This window comes from Dictyobacter alpinus (assembly GCF_003967575.1).
Lineage (GTDB): Bacteria > Chloroflexota > Ktedonobacteria > Ktedonobacterales > Ktedonobacteraceae > Dictyobacter > Dictyobacter alpinus.
In genome coordinates this window covers 852941-868545 of sequence record NZ_BIFT01000001.1, presented here as the reverse complement: position 1 = coordinate 868545, position 15605 = coordinate 852941, and the positions used below count along the sequence as shown (strand labels likewise).

General features: G+C 47.2%; 15 protein-coding genes. 6 read left to right on the top strand and 9 right to left on the bottom strand.

The genetic code is table 11. The features are described from left to right. Window positions 1-233: 233 nt before the first annotated feature. Window positions 234-1232: a BON domain-containing protein gene (locus EL633_RS03430; RefSeq protein WP_126625850.1), complete on the top strand. Its 999-nt coding sequence runs from the start codon at window positions 234-236 to the stop codon at window positions 1230-1232. 286 nt (window positions 1233-1518) lie between these two features. Here the strand turns inward: EL633_RS03430 and EL633_RS03425 are convergent, their stop codons facing one another. Together EL633_RS03425 and EL633_RS03420 are read right to left on the bottom strand one after the other, a co-directional pair. Beyond that, window positions 1519-2754, bottom strand: a complete 1236-nt coding sequence (locus EL633_RS03425; RefSeq protein WP_126625849.1) for a trans-sulfuration enzyme family protein — start codon at window positions 2752-2754, stop codon at window positions 1519-1521. A gap of 119 nt (window positions 2755-2873) precedes the next feature. Further along, window positions 2874-3374, bottom strand: coding sequence for a redoxin domain-containing protein (locus tag EL633_RS03420; protein WP_126625848.1), 501 nt, complete (start codon window positions 3372-3374; stop codon window positions 2874-2876). Between the two features lie 276 nt (window positions 3375-3650). Between EL633_RS03420 and EL633_RS03415 the strand changes: the two genes are divergently transcribed. The 5 genes from EL633_RS03415 (at window position 3651) to EL633_RS03395 (ending at window position 7069) form a co-directional block, all read left to right on the top strand. Further along, complete coding sequence (locus EL633_RS03415; protein WP_126625847.1) at window positions 3651-4262, top strand: hypothetical protein; 612 nt, start codon at window positions 3651-3653, stop codon at window positions 4260-4262. A gap of 126 nt (window positions 4263-4388) precedes the next feature. Beyond that, window positions 4389-5087 carry a YceI family protein gene (locus EL633_RS03410; RefSeq protein WP_126625846.1) on the top strand — a complete coding sequence of 233 codons (699 nt, stop codon included), beginning with the start codon at window positions 4389-4391 and terminating at the stop codon, window positions 5085-5087. Window positions 5088-5240: 153 nt separating this feature from the next. After that, entirely contained in the window at window positions 5241-6143 is a 903-nt protein-coding gene (locus tag EL633_RS03405; protein ID WP_126625845.1) for an Mrp/NBP35 family ATP-binding protein, read from the top strand. Further along, window positions 6127-6591: an NUDIX domain-containing protein gene (locus EL633_RS03400; RefSeq protein ID WP_126625844.1), complete on the top strand. Its 465-nt coding sequence runs from the start codon at window positions 6127-6129 to the stop codon at window positions 6589-6591. The genes EL633_RS03405 and EL633_RS03400 overlap by 17 nt, the downstream gene beginning before the upstream one ends. An 82-nt stretch (window positions 6592-6673) precedes the next feature. After that, the gene (locus EL633_RS03395; protein ID WP_126625843.1) at window positions 6674-7069 is read left to right on the top strand and encodes a hypothetical protein; all 396 of its coding nucleotides are present in this window, start codon (window positions 6674-6676) and stop codon (window positions 7067-7069) included. Between the two features lie 84 nt (window positions 7070-7153). On the opposite strand, the gene EL633_RS03390 is transcribed toward EL633_RS03395, so the two are convergent. From EL633_RS03390 to EL633_RS03360, 7 genes are all read right to left on the bottom strand, one after another. After that, on the bottom strand, window positions 7154-7900 hold the full coding sequence (locus EL633_RS03390) for a ubiquinone/menaquinone biosynthesis methyltransferase (RefSeq protein WP_126625842.1): 747 nt from the start codon (window positions 7898-7900) through the stop codon (window positions 7154-7156). Between the two features lie 16 nt (window positions 7901-7916). Beyond that, entirely contained in the window at window positions 7917-8906 is a 990-nt protein-coding gene (locus EL633_RS03385; RefSeq protein WP_161981913.1) for a polyprenyl synthetase family protein, read from the bottom strand. A gap of 203 nt (window positions 8907-9109) precedes the next feature. Further along, a complete protein-coding gene (locus tag EL633_RS03380; RefSeq protein ID WP_126625840.1) occupies window positions 9110-10054 on the bottom strand; it encodes a radical SAM protein in 945 nt (314 codons plus the stop codon). A 226-nt stretch (window positions 10055-10280) separates the two neighbouring features. Continuing rightward, complete coding sequence (locus tag EL633_RS03375; RefSeq protein ID WP_126625839.1) at window positions 10281-11678, bottom strand: hypothetical protein; 1398 nt, start codon at window positions 11676-11678, stop codon at window positions 10281-10283. A gap of 676 nt (window positions 11679-12354) precedes the next feature. Further along, window positions 12355-13227: an agmatinase gene (gene speB, locus EL633_RS03370; protein WP_126625838.1), complete on the bottom strand. Its 873-nt coding sequence runs from the start codon at window positions 13225-13227 to the stop codon at window positions 12355-12357. Window positions 13228-13447: 220 nt separating this feature from the next. Beyond that, window positions 13448-13882, bottom strand: a complete 435-nt coding sequence (locus EL633_RS03365) for an S-adenosylmethionine decarboxylase family protein (RefSeq protein WP_126625837.1) — start codon at window positions 13880-13882, stop codon at window positions 13448-13450. Between the two features lie 295 nt (window positions 13883-14177). Next, window positions 14178-15287, bottom strand: a complete 1110-nt coding sequence (locus tag EL633_RS03360) for a homospermidine biosynthesis protein (RefSeq protein ID WP_126625836.1) — start codon at window positions 15285-15287, stop codon at window positions 14178-14180. Between the last annotated feature and the right edge of the window lie 318 nt (window positions 15288-15605).

Here is a 15605-nt window from a genome sequence, read left to right as displayed (position 1 = left end):
CCAAAAATTTGGGATGACTCATTTTTTCCTCTGTCTGAAGCAGGCCGTATTGGCCTGTCCATCTTTCTTTTTGCGGTGCGTAATAGATGTATATATAATAAGCGTACCGTCGCCATACGGTGGTGATGTATCTTGTCATTCACGAGTATAAAGTGCTACACTCACATTAGTATAACGATATAGCTTGTTTCAGGTTGTATTGGTTGAGTAATCAAGATGAGGTTAGACGATAGATGGACAAATCAACTCGGATCTCTGAGATGGAGACATTCCATTTTGGAGGTAAAGTCGTTTGCTCTAATGGAGAAGGCGGAACCCTTTCCCATTTGGGCATAGACCCCAGTTCACGACGAATTCTTTCTGTGGGCGTGAAAACGGGTCGTTTTTTTGGTAAAACAGTTTATGTACCTTTTTCAGCCGTTGAGACAGCTTCTGGTAATGGCATCGTTGTTACTATGACCCGTGAAGAACTGGCTGTGGCCTCAACGCAGGCTACAGGCGCGGTTTTAGATGCGCGTAGCTCTGTCCAGGAATCTGGTTCGAATGCAAAGGGTACATTGAAGCTTGTCGCAGCACATCCTCAGACCGGTGAATTGGCTTATATAGTCGCACATTCGCTGCGAGCCAACCAGGATCTTTTGCTACGTCCAGAATATATTGTTAAAGTTGATAATGATACTATTAGTGCAAATGTGCCTGAACCTATTTTCCAGACATTACCTGCGTACCGCACCGACGAAGATCTTCAGCGTGAAGTTGAGGCGGTAATTTTTGATATGACCCCTATACACGTTGATTTTCCTGGCATGAGATTCCGCGTGTTGGACAGTGTGTTATATATGGATGGTAATATCTCTAGCTCGTTGCGTGGTGATATGGTTGAGGACCAGGCGTCGGGTGTACAGGGATTGCTTGAGATCAAGAATCGTCTGATTGGAGACGATGAACTGGCCGCTGACCTGGCAATGGCCCTGGGTCGCGACGAGCGTACCCGTGACCTGCCAATTGGTGTCTATCCTCGTTTAGGCCATGTTCGCCTGAGTGGTTCTGTTCGCACAGCTCAGCAGAAGGCTGACGCCGAGGAGATTGCCCGCAGTTTTGAAGGTGTGCGCTCATTAAATAATGGATTGGTCGTTAATCCTAAGACAGAAGGATTAAATGTGATGGCCTCTTCAGCCGGTGGTGATGGTGAGGATTTGATTCCTGGTAGATATATTCGACATACAAAGTAACTGTTTAGAGGCGAGATCGCATACATATCCGTTTTACCAGCAATCATCTTTTTATATTGTAAATAGTGTTTGATTGCTACTCTTACCGAGGAACAGACAACCAGCCGCACGCGGGCCCTGAAGGGCCCATCCTTCTTTTAAGTGTGGTGTCAAAATATGAGCAAAGCTCATATTTTGACACCACACTTAAAAAACTTTGAAGCGCTGGAGGCGCGAACCTTGGAGCGCTGGAGGCGCGAAAACAATGATCAGCGATCCGTAGATTTCATAGGAATCAGAGACTATCTTAATAGGCGAGTGCCTGATGCAGATCACTGATGATATCTTTGACATCCTCAATACCAACAGATAAGCGCACGCAGCCATTACTGATGCCCATCTTATGAAGTTCAGCGGCATTTAAGGTTCGATGTGATGAGATGGGAGGATAGCTGACCAGCGTAAAGACATCTCCTAGCGAGGTGGCTGAAATACACAACTCTAGTTTATCTATGAAGCGAAAAACTGCTTCACGGGATTGAGCCTGGAGTTCAAAGGCCAGAAGTCCACCGAATTGTTCATGATCCATTAACTTGCTTGCCAGTTGGTGGGATGGATGTTCAGGCAATCCAGGATAGTGTACCTGCGCAACGGCCGGATGCTGTTGGAGGAAGCGTGCGACCTCCATTGCATTGTTGCACTGGCGCTCCATACGTAATGAGAGGGTGCGCAGACCACGCGACATGAGATGTGCCTCAAAAGGACTCAGCATAGCACCAAGCAGATTACTATAATCACGCAGTTGATTGAGCAGCGTATTTTTGGCGCTAATCACAATTCCGCCCGTGCTATCGCCATGTCCACCGATATATTTGGTTGTGCTATGGATGACCAGATCAAAGCCATGTTCGATTGGTCTGACTAGATATGGTGTACTAAAGGTGCTATCCACAATCGTGACTGCACCAATTTCCTGAGCTACTGCACTGATCGCATCGAGATCCACGATCCTGGTGAGAGGATTGGAAACGGTCTCAACATAAATAACGTCTGGTTCTTCATTACGAATCAGCTCATAGATCTCTGGTTGGCAAAAATCTGCCAGCACTAATTGTGTCCCGATGGTAGAAAATAACTTCCGCAACAGGGTGATCGTAGGACCATAGAGATCCTGTGAGGCAACGATTTTTGTGCCTGTTGTCAGTCCAGCCGCCAGTAAGGCTGCATGCATCGCAGCCATCCCAGATCCAAATGCGACTGCCCCTACACCGCCCTCAATATTTGCCATAGCGCTCTCAAAGCCATAGGCATTTGGATTCCCCTGACGAGCATAAACATAGGCCGGCTGACCATCAGTTGTTTTACCACTAAAAGCTTGATCCAGTGCCTCAACATTATCATGCATGTATGTGGTGCTGGCATAGATTGGTCGGACCGTTGGATTGCCACTCTCACCAGGATGTGCACCTTTGTGGCGACCTCCATGGACAAGTCTGGTTGTCAGATTCCATTCCGTTGCCTGTGATGGATTTTGTTGCGTCATATGTATCCTTTCATGACAGAGGGGAGGATGCTTTTTTTCTGATCCGCGCTTATTTATACATACGCATTAATAGATAATTACAGCTAGTGTGGTATCTGTAGCATCAGAAAATGGACTACTTATGGAGTACACAGTTTATTCAGGTATTGTAAACTATCCAACAGCTCTTGTGAGCCGGGCAAATCGCTGATATTTTCTGCGATCCAGCGTCGATAGAGGGCGCTATAGCGATCTGCCAGTATGATGCATGGCAATAAAGTATGCTCCGTAGCATTCCATTGCGTATAGCGCGTAATTACCTTTCCTTGCACATCCGAGAGCAATGGAAACGGCAGGCGTAATTCTTCCTGAGTTTGCAGATTCATCAGTACCGCATTGGCTGTAACCGCAAGTACGGCACATTGCTCTTCGCGAAAATTAGCATAGGCGCGTGCATAATCCTGCAACAAAGCCCGCTCAGTTGCTGAGGAAACATCCGTTAAAAAGAGAATTACTAGATGTTCTCGCTGCTTATAATCCCACGGACTATGAGGCATACCATCTGCCCCTGGTAGGCTAAAGGCTGGTAGGATCTGTCCTGGCTCTAGAGCTGGAACATGAGGATGATCTATATTGGACATGGTCTTCCCTCAAGTATGTAATGATATAGGTGAGTACCTTCCGTCATTCTTTCCACTATTATAGCGTATGGCGTGACCTCTTCCTATAGCTAGTTGATCTACAATCAAGAGCTTTTTCTTGTTATTCACAGATTTCTGCTACACCTTTTAGCGTAAATAAAATAAATGCCATTGATGTTGCACTTGAATCCTTTTTTCTTTATATGTCGTACTTCTAGGGAATGACTGAAGCTCAGTATGGGAAGCATAAATATACCGTCAAAGGAGAACAGAATAGTGATAGAGCAATATTCTGCCATGGAAGCAACTCCACCTGGAGAGGGCCAGCAATTAGGTGAGCGTAACCAACTGGGATCTTTAGAGGCCGCATATTATGTTGTATATACGCAGAAAGATATTCGCCGTTATAGGATCCAGGCTCTTATCCTTAGCGCTGCGCTTGTTTACATGCTGTTAAATATCATATACATTGTTCTGATGGCATTAAATTTATTCCACTTTTTTTCTTATTATTCTTTCTATCCACTTCCGACAATAATCTTGCCGCTTGTGATTGCCTATAGTACTTCCACAAGGCGAAAATGGGGAAACTGGCCAGTGATCAGCCCACGTAATCGCCAGCAGCGTGTTTACCTGTACCGGGATGGCTTGATCAAGCAGATACATGGCCGAAGCCAGATTGTACGCTGGCCAGAGATCTTCCAGATATCTTATCAACCGTGGCAGGCTGGTGATGATCAGAGCTTTAGGCCTGTACCAACTGCTCGTATCAAGCTGATGTTGCATGGCGGTCACCACGTGCATTTGAATGGTGCATTATCGAATATAGATGATCTGGCTTATCGACTTAATGCTATTGTTCCCAGATCTTATGCTCGTTTCCAATAATGCTGTTTTATGGCTGTTTATTCATCTCTCCCTGGTGAAAAAATCGTATTTCTCATCTGGTGCACATAACTGTGTCGTACAATGTGAGCAGAAATAGATGTACTATTTTTCCCTGGGAGGTTTCATATGAAACGCCGTACAGCTCTTCTGATAGTTGTAGCTATCGTGGTAGTCATTGTAGCTGCGGGTATTGCCTATTCTTTTTATTTTGCGCAGCAGGCCAATGCACCTCGTGAGGCGCCGGGAGTGGCGGTTAATTGTAATCCAGCATCCTCGAGTACAGACCTGCGCTCATTCGAGATTGTGCCAGACAAGACGACGGCTAGCTATAAAGTGCACGAGAATCTAATCATTCGCAACTTGCCGAGTACAGATGCTATTGGTAAGACCAGGGATGTTCATGGAACATTTCGTGTGAGCACAAAACAAGCTCCACAGGTGGCTACATTACATTTGACGGTGAACCTGAGCACTCTAAAGACCGATGAGCCAAGGAGGGATCAATATGTACGGACACAGGCTCTGGAAACAGATACGTATCCCAATGCTGAATTTACCTCGACCTGTGCCGCAGGTTTACCTGTACAGTATACTGACGGACAGCAGGTCTCATTTCAATTGCCCGGTAATCTAACTATGCATGGGAAAACCAATCAAGAAACCTTTGCAGTAACAGGTAAAGTTAGTGGTAATACGATTACAGGAACCGCCAGCACGAGTCTATTTATGACTGATTTTGGCATCCAGCCTCCTAACCTTGCTAATGTTGCGATCGCTGAAAACAAAGTCGTGATTAGCATTGATTTGGTGGCTCAACAGAAATAGTCTACACAATATAGTAGATATAAGCTGTAAAATAGTAGCAGCATATACTGCATTTGAAGCGCACTTTTTTTAAACGTGCAAGCTTGTCAAATACATAAATTACTTTTATACTGATTTATAAAGAGAGGATATTTGTATTCTTTTGGGGGAGGCATGATGAGTCACCAGCTACGACGTGAACAATTAGAGCATATTGGGGCTGTGATTGTTGTGGGAAGTGGTAAAGGGGGTGTGGGTAAGTCGACGGTGAGTGTGAATCTGGCTGTATCTCTCGCCAGGCAGGGGGCTCGAGTTGGTTTATTGGATGGAGATGCTTATGGGCCAAGTATCCCGATGATGGTTGGTGTGCGTAAACGTGCCGATGCCAAAGCCGAGGTGATTTTGCCGCTGGCGGAACGCAAAGATCTGGCCGTAGAGAAAAAGATTCCGCCGTTGCAGCGTTATGGTATCAAGATTATGTCGGTGGGATTTTTTATTGGCGAGGAACAGGCTGTCGCGCCCATAGCTGATGCGTTAGGCATGCTGATACGTCAATTACTCTATTCAGTGAATTGGGGAGAATTGGATTATCTTATCATTGATCTGCCTCCTGGTACCAGTGAACCACAGGCTACTTTATGTCGTGAGATAGCGCTGACAGGGGCGATTGTGGTGACCACGCCACAGGAGATTGCCCGTGTAGATACCGCCAAGGCTGTAACCATGTTTCAGCGCGCCCATGTGCCTGTGCTGGGTGTGGTACAGAATATGGATGGTTTTGTGTGTCCCCACTGTGGTCAGACTGCCGCTATTTTTCCTGAGAGTCATGAGCGTCGTCAGCAATTAGATGAACTGCCTCTGCTTGGACGTATCCCCTTAGATCCTGCTGCCGTCACGAATGGAGATAAAGGGTATCCAATCGTTGTTAGTCTGGTGGATTCCCCGGTGGCCGTGGCTTTCGAGCACGTTGCCGCGCAGGTAGTCCAACAGATCGCTGCCAGGAACGCGCAGGCCAGCGAACAGCAGCCAACAACGTTACCAGATAAAGAAGAGGGTCATTATGAAAGAGAAGATTAAAGGTCTGCTGGCTGGCATTATTTTTCGACTTATTGCGCTTTTGACTTTAGGGCAGATTTCGCCGATTCTCAGCGCCTGTGTGATTATTGAAAAAGATGGCCAGATTTTGCTGGTCGATCGTAGTGATGGGCTGGGGTATACTATTCCTGGTGGTATCGTACGCTATAAAGAGACGCTTGAAGAGTGTGTGCGTCGAGAAGCTAGTGAGGAGACTGGCTATGATGTGGAGATTACCAACATTGTTGGTGTCTATTCATCGGTGGATCGTGATCCACGGTTTCGGGCGGTCTCGATTGCCTATCGTGGACACATAAAAGGTGGGACTGAACATGGATCTGGTGAGGGTCAGGCCTGCTGGCGCGATCCTGAGGCTGTTCTAGGGCATATGGCTTTTGACTGCGAGCATATGTTAAAGGATTATCTAAGCGGCCACCAATGCCTCTCGTAACGCGTTGGGGAAGGTTTTTTCCTGCATATGATATAGTGTGGGAACATACAGCAACTATTCTGGATGAGCAAGGAGACGGGCAATGCCTATTTGTCCAATTTGTGATGATAGTGGCTTACTCAATTCTGATTCGACACAGCCACAATTTTGTTATTGTGCCGCGGGCAAGCGTGCCAGACGGCAATGGGAGACTACAGATGAAGTGGCACAGAACGCTACTCCCAGGTCTGGTAGTTTTATTGATATCTCTGACCTTGAGCAAGTAAATGCTAGCGTTGATGCGATGCGCGCATCTCTTCTTGGTGCGCCATCCAGGGAAGTCTCTGCTACCAAACATCCCACCGTGCAAATGCTTTATCGTGTTGCGCATGCCGGTCATGAGATTTCTATGGTTGAAGCGGCCCAATTACACGATCTGGCCAGTTCACTGGAAGATTTTCTAGGGGATCTTTCGGCGATTGGAAGAAAAAAGCGTTAAAAAATAAAGTGAAGATTGATCGCATAAATCCAATTCGAGTACAATTATGCTTATGCGATCAATCTTCAGCGATAAAGAGGCTGTTTATTCAGCTTTCGTACCAACATGGATAGCAACAATGCCACCATTAAGGTAGTAGTAACGTACATCACTCCATCCTGCTTCTTCCATGATTTCCTTCAAGGCAGGCGCCTTTGGGAACGTTGTAAGCGAGTTTGGTAGGTAGTTATATTCTTCAAAAGCTTTTCCAATAATAGTACCAAAAAGTGGTGCTAATTTATAGAAATAGAGATAGAAGAGTGAACCAAAGATCTTGCCAGGAGGATGGCTGATCTCAAGGCAGACCACACGTCCACCGGGACGGACCACGCGTAACATCTCACGAAAGCCTTGCGGAATATCGGCCAGATTGCGCACCATGAAAGCTGAGCAGCAGCCATCGACGCTATTATCTGGTAGATCGATATGTTCGGCATCGCCAACACGCAACTCGATGCGGTCCTGTAGTCCCATGCGGACCAATTTGCGACGACCCTCATCTAGCATCTCGGGTGTGATATCCATCCCGATCATTTTAGTGCCAGGACCAGCACCATTAACGACCGCGATCGATAGATCAGCGGTCCCCGCGCCAAGATCAAGTCCAGTTTGACCGGTGGCCAGAGCCAGATAACGTGCCGCACGTTTGCGCCAGTATCTATCCAATCCCAGGCTCATTAACCTGTTCATCAAATCATAAATACCAGCGATCCGTCCAAACAGACGCTGGACATAGGGACGTTTGCCCCCGACCTCACGAAATTTTTCTTCTAATGCAGTATTTGTTGTCATTATTTTTACTATTCCACTAGCGTTTGCGACTGATGACAAAATCGATCATTTCATCTAATACATCGCGATCTGGCGATTTAGGGAAATGATAAAGATCCTCACGAGCTTTATTGGCAAAATTGTGAGCTTCCTTCATAGACATAGTAACGCCATAGCCATGAGTAACCCAATCCACGATATCGAGTATATCTTTTTCATTATGTTCATCGCTATTCAACAGGGTCTGCACCTGTTGCTGATGACCATTTTGAGATGTTTCTTGCAATGCATAGATTAATGGTAGTGTCACCATACCCTGACGCAAATCATTACCCGCGGGTTTGCCGATAGTGCTTTGATCTTCTGTATAGTCGAGAATATCATCAATGATCTGGAATGCAACGCCCAGGTTTAAGCCATAAGAGTGGATCCACTCAACCTGTTCATCGTTTGCGTCACTCAAGATCGCGCCACCTTTAGCACAGGCAGCAATCAGGCATGCAGTCTTATTTTTGATTTTTTCGAAGTAGGTTTCAACTGTCAGATCAGCTCGACCGGATGTCATCATTTCAAGAATGGTGCCTTCACAGACTGTCGCAACGGTATCCGCGAACAGGCGATCGATACGTGGATTTTCGATCTCAGCAATCAAGCCAGAAGTTTTTGCCAGATAATAATCGCCCAATAAGATCGCGATCTTATCGCCCCAGAGAGCATTGACGGTAGGATTACCACGCCGTGTAGAGGCCTCATCGATAATGTCATCGTGAATGAGCGTTGCCAGATGAACCATCTCAAAAGCTACACTCAATTTCAGTAACTTCGCAAAATCATACTGATTGAGTTTGCCTGAGAGCACAGTCAAAGCTGTCCGTAGGCGTTTGCCAGGTGAAGCAAGAGCGTGCATGGAAGCGGAATTAAGGATGGTAAGTCCAGACGTCGCTCGTTCTTGAAAAAGGGCATCCACTTGATCAAGTTCTGGCTGGATGCCTGCGAATATTCGGCTCAACGTGGCCGTAGTGTTCATAAGGGTTCTCCAATTTTGCATGTTTCTGGCACGTAACCAGGTGTCCTCTGACAGCGTATGTTTGGCTACACAGCATGTCAGATCCTTACAACTGCCATTACTTGTCTCAAATTGAGATGTGTAGCTTTCTTCTACAGATTATAACGTGCCTGGTCCATTGTACATCGGAGCAATCCTCATTATGAAGATTGCTCCTGTTATTATTACGTATTAGAGGTTGTGTCTACTTCAACCAGATCTTCCTGAACAAATCCGGCGGTAAAATTAAACTCATCGAGTGCTTCCAGGGCAGTATTATATTCCGCCCAGGATAAACGTCGATTAAGTACAGGATCATTAACGGCTTTCCATGCTGGAAAATATTGGTCCATCAGGCTGACCGGTGTCTCAGGTCCTAGCTCTTCCGCGATCCAGCGCAGCACGTCGCGTGTCCCTGAAACATCTTCTGGCATGACGAGGTGACGGATCAGCAATCCTCGTCGGGCAATGCCCTCTTCATCTAATTCTAGAGGACCAACCTGGCGATACATTTCTCGCAAAGTTACCTGATTATGATCAACATAGCGAGGCATTTTGGAGGTACGTAACGCATTTTTGTTGTCAGAATACTTTGAATCGGGCAAATAGATGTCTACCACACCATCCAGTAATTGTAAGGTTTCCAGATTCTCATAACCTGCACAATTATAAACCAGGGGCAGGCGTAAGCCCTTTTCACAGGCAATGACCAGTGCGGCTAGAATCTGTGGTACAAAGTGTGTTGGGGTAACCAGATCTAGATTGTGGCATTTTTTCTTTTGTAAATAGAGCATCATATCGGCCAGCCGTTCAGGACCAACCCGGTGGCCCAATCCGCCCTGGCTGAGCGAGAAATTCTGACAATAAGTACAACGTGCCTGACAATAGCCAAAGAAAATAGTCCCGGCTCCACGTGTTCCACTGATAGGTGGCTCTTCACGTCGATGCACATTCCATGAGGCCACAATGGCTTCTGTACCAGAGCGGCAGACACCTGTTTTTCCGGCGATGCGATTGCAGTGGCAATTTTGCGGACAGATAGTACAATTGCGTAAAACTTCCCAGGCCGCATCCGCGCGTTTTGCTAATTCGCCTGTTTCATAGAGATTAAGATAGCTGGGATAAGACATGCTCGCTACTCCGATACCCTCCGGAGAGGGATATCCAACGTTGCTGAGTGACTATTCAGAACCATTTCTAGCTCAAATGCTCGCATTGCTTCGCAGAGCAAGCATTGTTCTTGTGCCGTTGCAGAAAATTGTTGGCATAGCCGACAATTTTCTGCAACGGCACAAGAACAAGCTGGTTGATGCCGTAGGCATCGACCAGACCTGAATAGTTACAAAAAACGAATACTTACTCCTGAGAAGGCCATTTAAAGCCTTTTTGTGAAGGCTTCGGGCCACTTGTCCCGGGCTGTTTATTCTCAGTTTTTTTACTACCTTTTTTAACGCGTGAGGAGGCAGTGCGTCGTGGTGCTCGGTTGGTAGATGTCGATCTGGAGCCCTCAAAAGATGAATCTTCTACAGGCTCTCTCTCAGTTACCTGCTCGACGAGCTTCTCTGCGTCACCATCAATGCTGGTCCAGAACTGTGCATTTTTACGTTGAGCTGGCCGTGAGCCTTTGATGACCCGGCCATTTGGCAAGCGCGTTACATGCTTTTCTGGAGCCGACTCATTGCGTGATCGTTGATAACTATTACCACGCTCCTTCTGCTCAACAATTTGAGGTGTTTCAGTATCATCAAACTGCTCGTAGTCACCCTCAAACTGCTGCATGAGTTCTTCTTGACGTTTTTCCTCCCGTGCTTTCTGGACAACTGGACGGCTTAGCCAGCGTGGATTAGGTGCGCGTGGCTCTTGAGGCCGTGGACGGAAAGACTGTCGTGGGTTGCCTCTGCCTCGGAAATCGCGTTCTGGACGTGTATGGCGTGCTGCCCCACGTGTTCCGGGCGTAAATTCTCCCTGAGCGGGTGCTGCTGAATTGCGATCCTGTGGCCGAGATCCCTGGCGCCCCTTTGGGGTATATGGAGTTTCGCTATTGCTGCGGCGGTTACCATAGTTCTGGCCCTGTCCTTGAGCCGGACGATTACCATAAGCGGGACGATTGCCATAGGCAGGTCTACCGGTATCTGCATCATTGGATCGATTGCCATAGGCAGGTCTGCCGGTATCTGCGTCATTGGATCGATTACCGTATGCGGGACGGTTGCCATAGCCCTGGCCTTGAGCCGGGCGATTACCGTATGCGGGACGATTGCCATAGGCAGGTCTACCAGTACCTGCGTCATTGGATCGATTGCCATAGGCAGGGCGGTTGCCGTAGCCCTGACCCTGGCCTGGACGGTTGCCATAGGCTGGTCTGCCGGAGCCAGCATCATCGGAACGGTTGCCATTATTAAAGGACCGGGAGCGAGGGCCCTGTTGATTGCCATAAGGACGTTCTGAGCGCTGATAATTGCCACCCTGGCGTTGGCCATAAGGTCGGCGGTCACCCTGTGATTGCTGAGAGGAATTGTCATTGTTATTTCTGCGCCAGTTATTGGAAGACTGGGTTGATCCATTGGAACTGCGTGGATGATAATCCGCATGTGTTCTGTTGGCTCCATTTTCCCAGGCGCGATCTACCATTTCTCGGTTGAGGCGAGGCCGAGCTGGACGTGAAGATCCCTCGTCTCCGTAGCGGCTGGAGGATGAATTGCGAAATGGCGGACGTGAGCCATCTCGTCGCTGCTTGTTGAATTCTCTGGTCATGTTTCCTTTCAATGTCAAGCTGTAAAAAGCAATCAGACATTCGCTTTCGCGGCTTGCTTTGGCGCATTGGCAACCCGTAATTTTGTTTGGATGAGCTTACGTGGAAGCGTCTTGCGTCTTCCATCGCCTTCTTTAGCGCCTTTACTCATCTGATTGAATGGCATGGCGTGCCATATGGGGATTTCCTAAAAGTAGTGGACAGATCGGCAAGATCTTTGATCGAGATTCCCTCCCGTCGGTCGTTCCGCATCTACTCTGAATGCATAACGCGCTGTGCTCCGTGATGCCAGGATGTGTGGGGCGCGTCCCTGTTAGTATACCACAACTTTTGCTCTTTCCACTACTCTACCCACAATGGCGTCCAGCCTATAAACGAATGGTGAAGCGGGTTCAAAGGATTATAATCCTTTTTCAAAAGCTGAGCTCCTGATCCACTTCGCATGCATTTGAAAAGCCATAGAGCATATTCCTGTATAGTGGCTGACCATGTTTATTCCAGTGCATGGCGTCGTATATGCTATAGCTGTGCTGTGGGTAAATGGCCCATGTGTAACGGGATTCATCTGTAACGCGTTTGCATACCACCAAAAAGTGCCAACACTTTGGTAGCCACTTCATCGCGTAAAAGTGGCCCCACACAAAAGTTGAGATGTAGAAACGTGCGCATGAGTGTTGCTTATTTGGAGAAGAGGCGATAGCCGATCATCTTATAGACCAGTTTTGCAGCCAGAAAATCGGCGCGTGTCTGACCATCCATGGGACAGAGTTCAACGACATCCATGCCAACAATGCAGCTACGCTTATTGATCTCTTGAAACAGATCAAGTACCTGATACCAACTCAATCCACCAGGCTCAGGTGTACCGACCGCGGGCATTTCACCGGGATCAAAAGCGTCCAGATCGATCGTGACATAGGTATGTTTGCTCAAACGTTCCCACGGAATATGAGCCAGCCCTTTAGCCAATTGATAAGCCCAGACGATCGCAACATCTGGTTGGGTCTTCATAAACGCAGCCTCTTCAGGACTAAAGCTACGAATCCCAATTTCCAGCAATGGAATCCCCATATCGACCACACGCCTCTCAATAGATGCATGGGAAAGAGGAGTGCCTTCATATTCATCACGCAGGTCGCCATGGGCATCAATATGAACCACTGTCAGATCAGGATATTGTGCGTGGACAGCCTCAATAACTGGTGCCGATAGTGAGTGCTCGCCACCCAACGTTAACGGAATTTGTCCCTGCGCAAGTGCATGCCTGACAGCATCTCCCGTCGTCTTCAACGCAGTCGCATGATCCATACCATTATAATCTAAGACAGGATAGGTATAGACGCCAGCCTCAATCGGACAACAGTCCAACTCCTCATCATACAACTCCATCTGACTGGATGCATTTAAAATAGCCTGAGGACCCATGCGCGTCCCCTCCATATAGCACACACTATATTCCAATGGAGCAGGAATAATAGCAATCTTTGCCGTCTCAGGATTACAATAAGGAGCATCCGGCGCCCCAAACTGACTGATCAAATCTTCTTCCATTACACAACACCTTCCTTGTTGATGCCGCTCACATCCACCAAAAATGATACCAGAATAAGCTTATTATCGAAAATATTGTAGCATGTTTCATCTGTGCAGAGAATATAAAAAAAACACAAAAAAAAGTGAGGTGCCTTCCTCTTCATAGGGCCAGGCACCTCACCCACCAGCATCCAGGGCTAAGATCGCGAAGATAAACTTCGCCTTCCGCTTATTGCCCTTAGCGCACCCCCAGTTTAGCTAAGCGGCGGGCTTCCATCGCTTGCTCATAGCGCACAGGATCAGGCTCTTCAGGACGTAGTGAACGCGTTGCACGCACCACAAAATGGGCCTCAACATCATCAGTCTTAAAGATCTCCTTCGCAAAAGCAATGGCATCTTCCTGACTGAACTCTTTACAAGAACAAATGTCAATATCAACTTCCCCATACTCGGGCCACGCATGGAGGCTCACATGACTCTGGGCAATAACCACAAAGCCTGACATGCCAGCGTCAAGTGGATTCGATGTTTCAATATCATAGAGATGAACGGGACTCACTTTTTCCATCGCGACTCGCTCTGGCAAATCACTCAGTGTGCGACGCAACAATGACTCATCGCTCAGGATGTCGCGGTCAATGTTATAGAGTTCAAGCATCAAATGGACCAGCATCGCATTTTCCTCCTAATATGTTCCGATTGTGCAGGTAGATGGCTACCGTGATGGGTTGTATCCTGCAACTTAACTGTGTGCAACATTTTTCCGCACACTGTTGGATATTATACATTAGGTTGTCAAGCAAAATCCAATTAGGCTCTGATTTTTTCACCTAATTGGAAATGGCTTTCTACCTAATTAGCAGTAAGCAATCAACCTAAATGGCATTTAGCAATCAACCTAAATACCATTTAGATGTTTTTATCTCAACCTAAACACAAGTTTACTGTGTATTAGATCGAAGTGACCATCAGGGGCGAGCCTGTTTACCTGTCTCATATGCCTCTTTTAATTCATCAAGCATTTCTCTGCGTCTGGCATAAAGTTCGCGGCGCGGACGAGGCTGCGCCTTGCTTACTGCGTAGGCGGTGAGCAGTGGTAGAGCAATAGTAGAATCCCCATAAACGACCACGGCATCATTGAGCTGATCAGGCTTGATTTTGCCCCAGGAGACCGCCTCCGAGGGGGTCGCGCCAGAAAGTCCACCCCAGTGAGGTGCGTCAGCGGTAATCTGCACGAAGTAATCGTGCCCGCCTTTTTGGATGCCAAGTACTTCCCATAATTGTGGCTGTGTTTGTAGATAGAAGTTTTTTGGGCTACCTCCACCCAGGATAATCACGCCATTACGGGTAGAATGATGCACGATAGCGGTCGTTTCGTTGACATCAGCCAGTGGATCCAGTGTGAGTTGGCTGCCCTCCAATGCATTGCGGGCCACATTCATGCCGATAGAGGAATCGCCAGGAGAGGATGTATAGATAGGAACATTCCAGGCTGCGGCCTGGGCCAGCACAGAATACTCAGGTTTCACACCAAGTTTGAGCAATTGTTGTCCCAGGTGGTAATGTAACTCTGAGGTTGAAATTGGCCGATTGGGCAGGCTCCGCAGGCTCTCTCGTACAAAAGCATCGGTGTCCAACAGTACTTTATCATTGAAGAGAATATCATAGATACGAATGACTCCCTCTTCCTGTAATTTTACATCGTCAAGCCGGAAATCACCGCGATGCAGCGACATCGCCAGCGCATGGTGGATATCATGATAGAGATTGGCTCCCGTACTGATAATAAAATCGACAAAGCCATACTCCATCAACGTCAGCACGCAGCCTCCCAGGCCGGCTGGTGTTAATGCTCCTGCCATGGTCAGGCCAACCGTGACATCTAACTCAGGATTGAGCATACGCTCTGCGAAAACGCGCGCCGCCTCATTCAGGCGCGCACCATTGTATGCCTGAAACTGCTCGTCAATAAGTTCTGTCACTGTCATATTTGGGCGGACACGGTGAGGAAGAATCTGGGATCCACTTAGCAAATTACTTTTATGTTGTTGCTGTGAATGCTCATGCTGATCGGTCATGATTGTATTGGGTTCCTTTCAATAATCGGATTGTGAAAACACTGTATACTATACCCGATTTTTACCGGCTACGTACAATGTTTATACGAAGGGTGAGAGTTTAGATCGCAAAAAAAACACAGCCATTGAGGAGACGGTATTTATCTAATGTCGAATTTTAACTATGATGTGTGATTCTACTAATAATAGACAAGCCTCATTGTGTAACATAGATGGAATATAATCTAATATATGGGTGAAAACATCTAATGTCGAATTGCCTGAACGGCAGCACTCTCTGGAAGTGTATTGGGATATTTTAAGAGAATTATAATATTT

Bases quoted from the DNA above. Each gene is read 5' to 3' on its own strand.
- EL633_RS03430 (WP_126625850.1), top strand. From the start codon at position 234: ATGGACAAATCAACTCGGATCTCTGAGATGGAGACATTCCATTTTGGA.
- EL633_RS03425 (WP_126625849.1), bottom strand. From the start codon at position 2,754: ATGACGCAACAAAATCCATCACAGGCAACGGAATGGAATCTGACAACC.
- EL633_RS03420 (WP_126625848.1), bottom strand. From the start codon at position 3,374: ATGTCCAATATAGATCATCCTCATGTTCCAGCTCTAGAGCCAGGACAG.
- EL633_RS03410 (WP_126625846.1), top strand. From the start codon at position 4,389: ATGAAACGCCGTACAGCTCTTCTGATAGTTGTAGCTATCGTGGTAGTC.
- EL633_RS03405 (WP_126625845.1), top strand. From the start codon at position 5,241: ATGATGAGTCACCAGCTACGACGTGAACAATTAGAGCATATTGGGGCT.
- EL633_RS03400 (WP_126625844.1), top strand. From the start codon at position 6,127: ATGAAAGAGAAGATTAAAGGTCTGCTGGCTGGCATTATTTTTCGACTT.
- EL633_RS03395 (WP_126625843.1), top strand. From the start codon at position 6,674: ATGCCTATTTGTCCAATTTGTGATGATAGTGGCTTACTCAATTCTGAT.
- EL633_RS03390 (WP_126625842.1), bottom strand. From the start codon at position 7,900: ATGACAACAAATACTGCATTAGAAGAAAAATTTCGTGAGGTCGGGGGC.
- EL633_RS03385 (WP_161981913.1), bottom strand. From the start codon at position 8,906: ATGAACACTACGGCCACGTTGAGCCGAATATTCGCAGGCATCCAGCCA.
- EL633_RS03380 (WP_126625840.1), bottom strand. From the start codon at position 10,054: ATGTCTTATCCCAGCTATCTTAATCTCTATGAAACAGGCGAATTAGCA.
- EL633_RS03375 (WP_126625839.1), bottom strand. From the start codon at position 11,678: ATGACCAGAGAATTCAACAAGCAGCGACGAGATGGCTCACGTCCGCCA.
- speB (WP_126625838.1), bottom strand. From the start codon at position 13,227: ATGGAAGAAGATTTGATCAGTCAGTTTGGGGCGCCGGATGCTCCTTAT.
- EL633_RS03365 (WP_126625837.1), bottom strand. From the start codon at position 13,882: ATGCTGGTCCATTTGATGCTTGAACTCTATAACATTGACCGCGACATC.
- EL633_RS03360 (WP_126625836.1), bottom strand. From the start codon at position 15,287: ATGACCGATCAGCATGAGCATTCACAGCAACAACATAAAAGTAATTTG.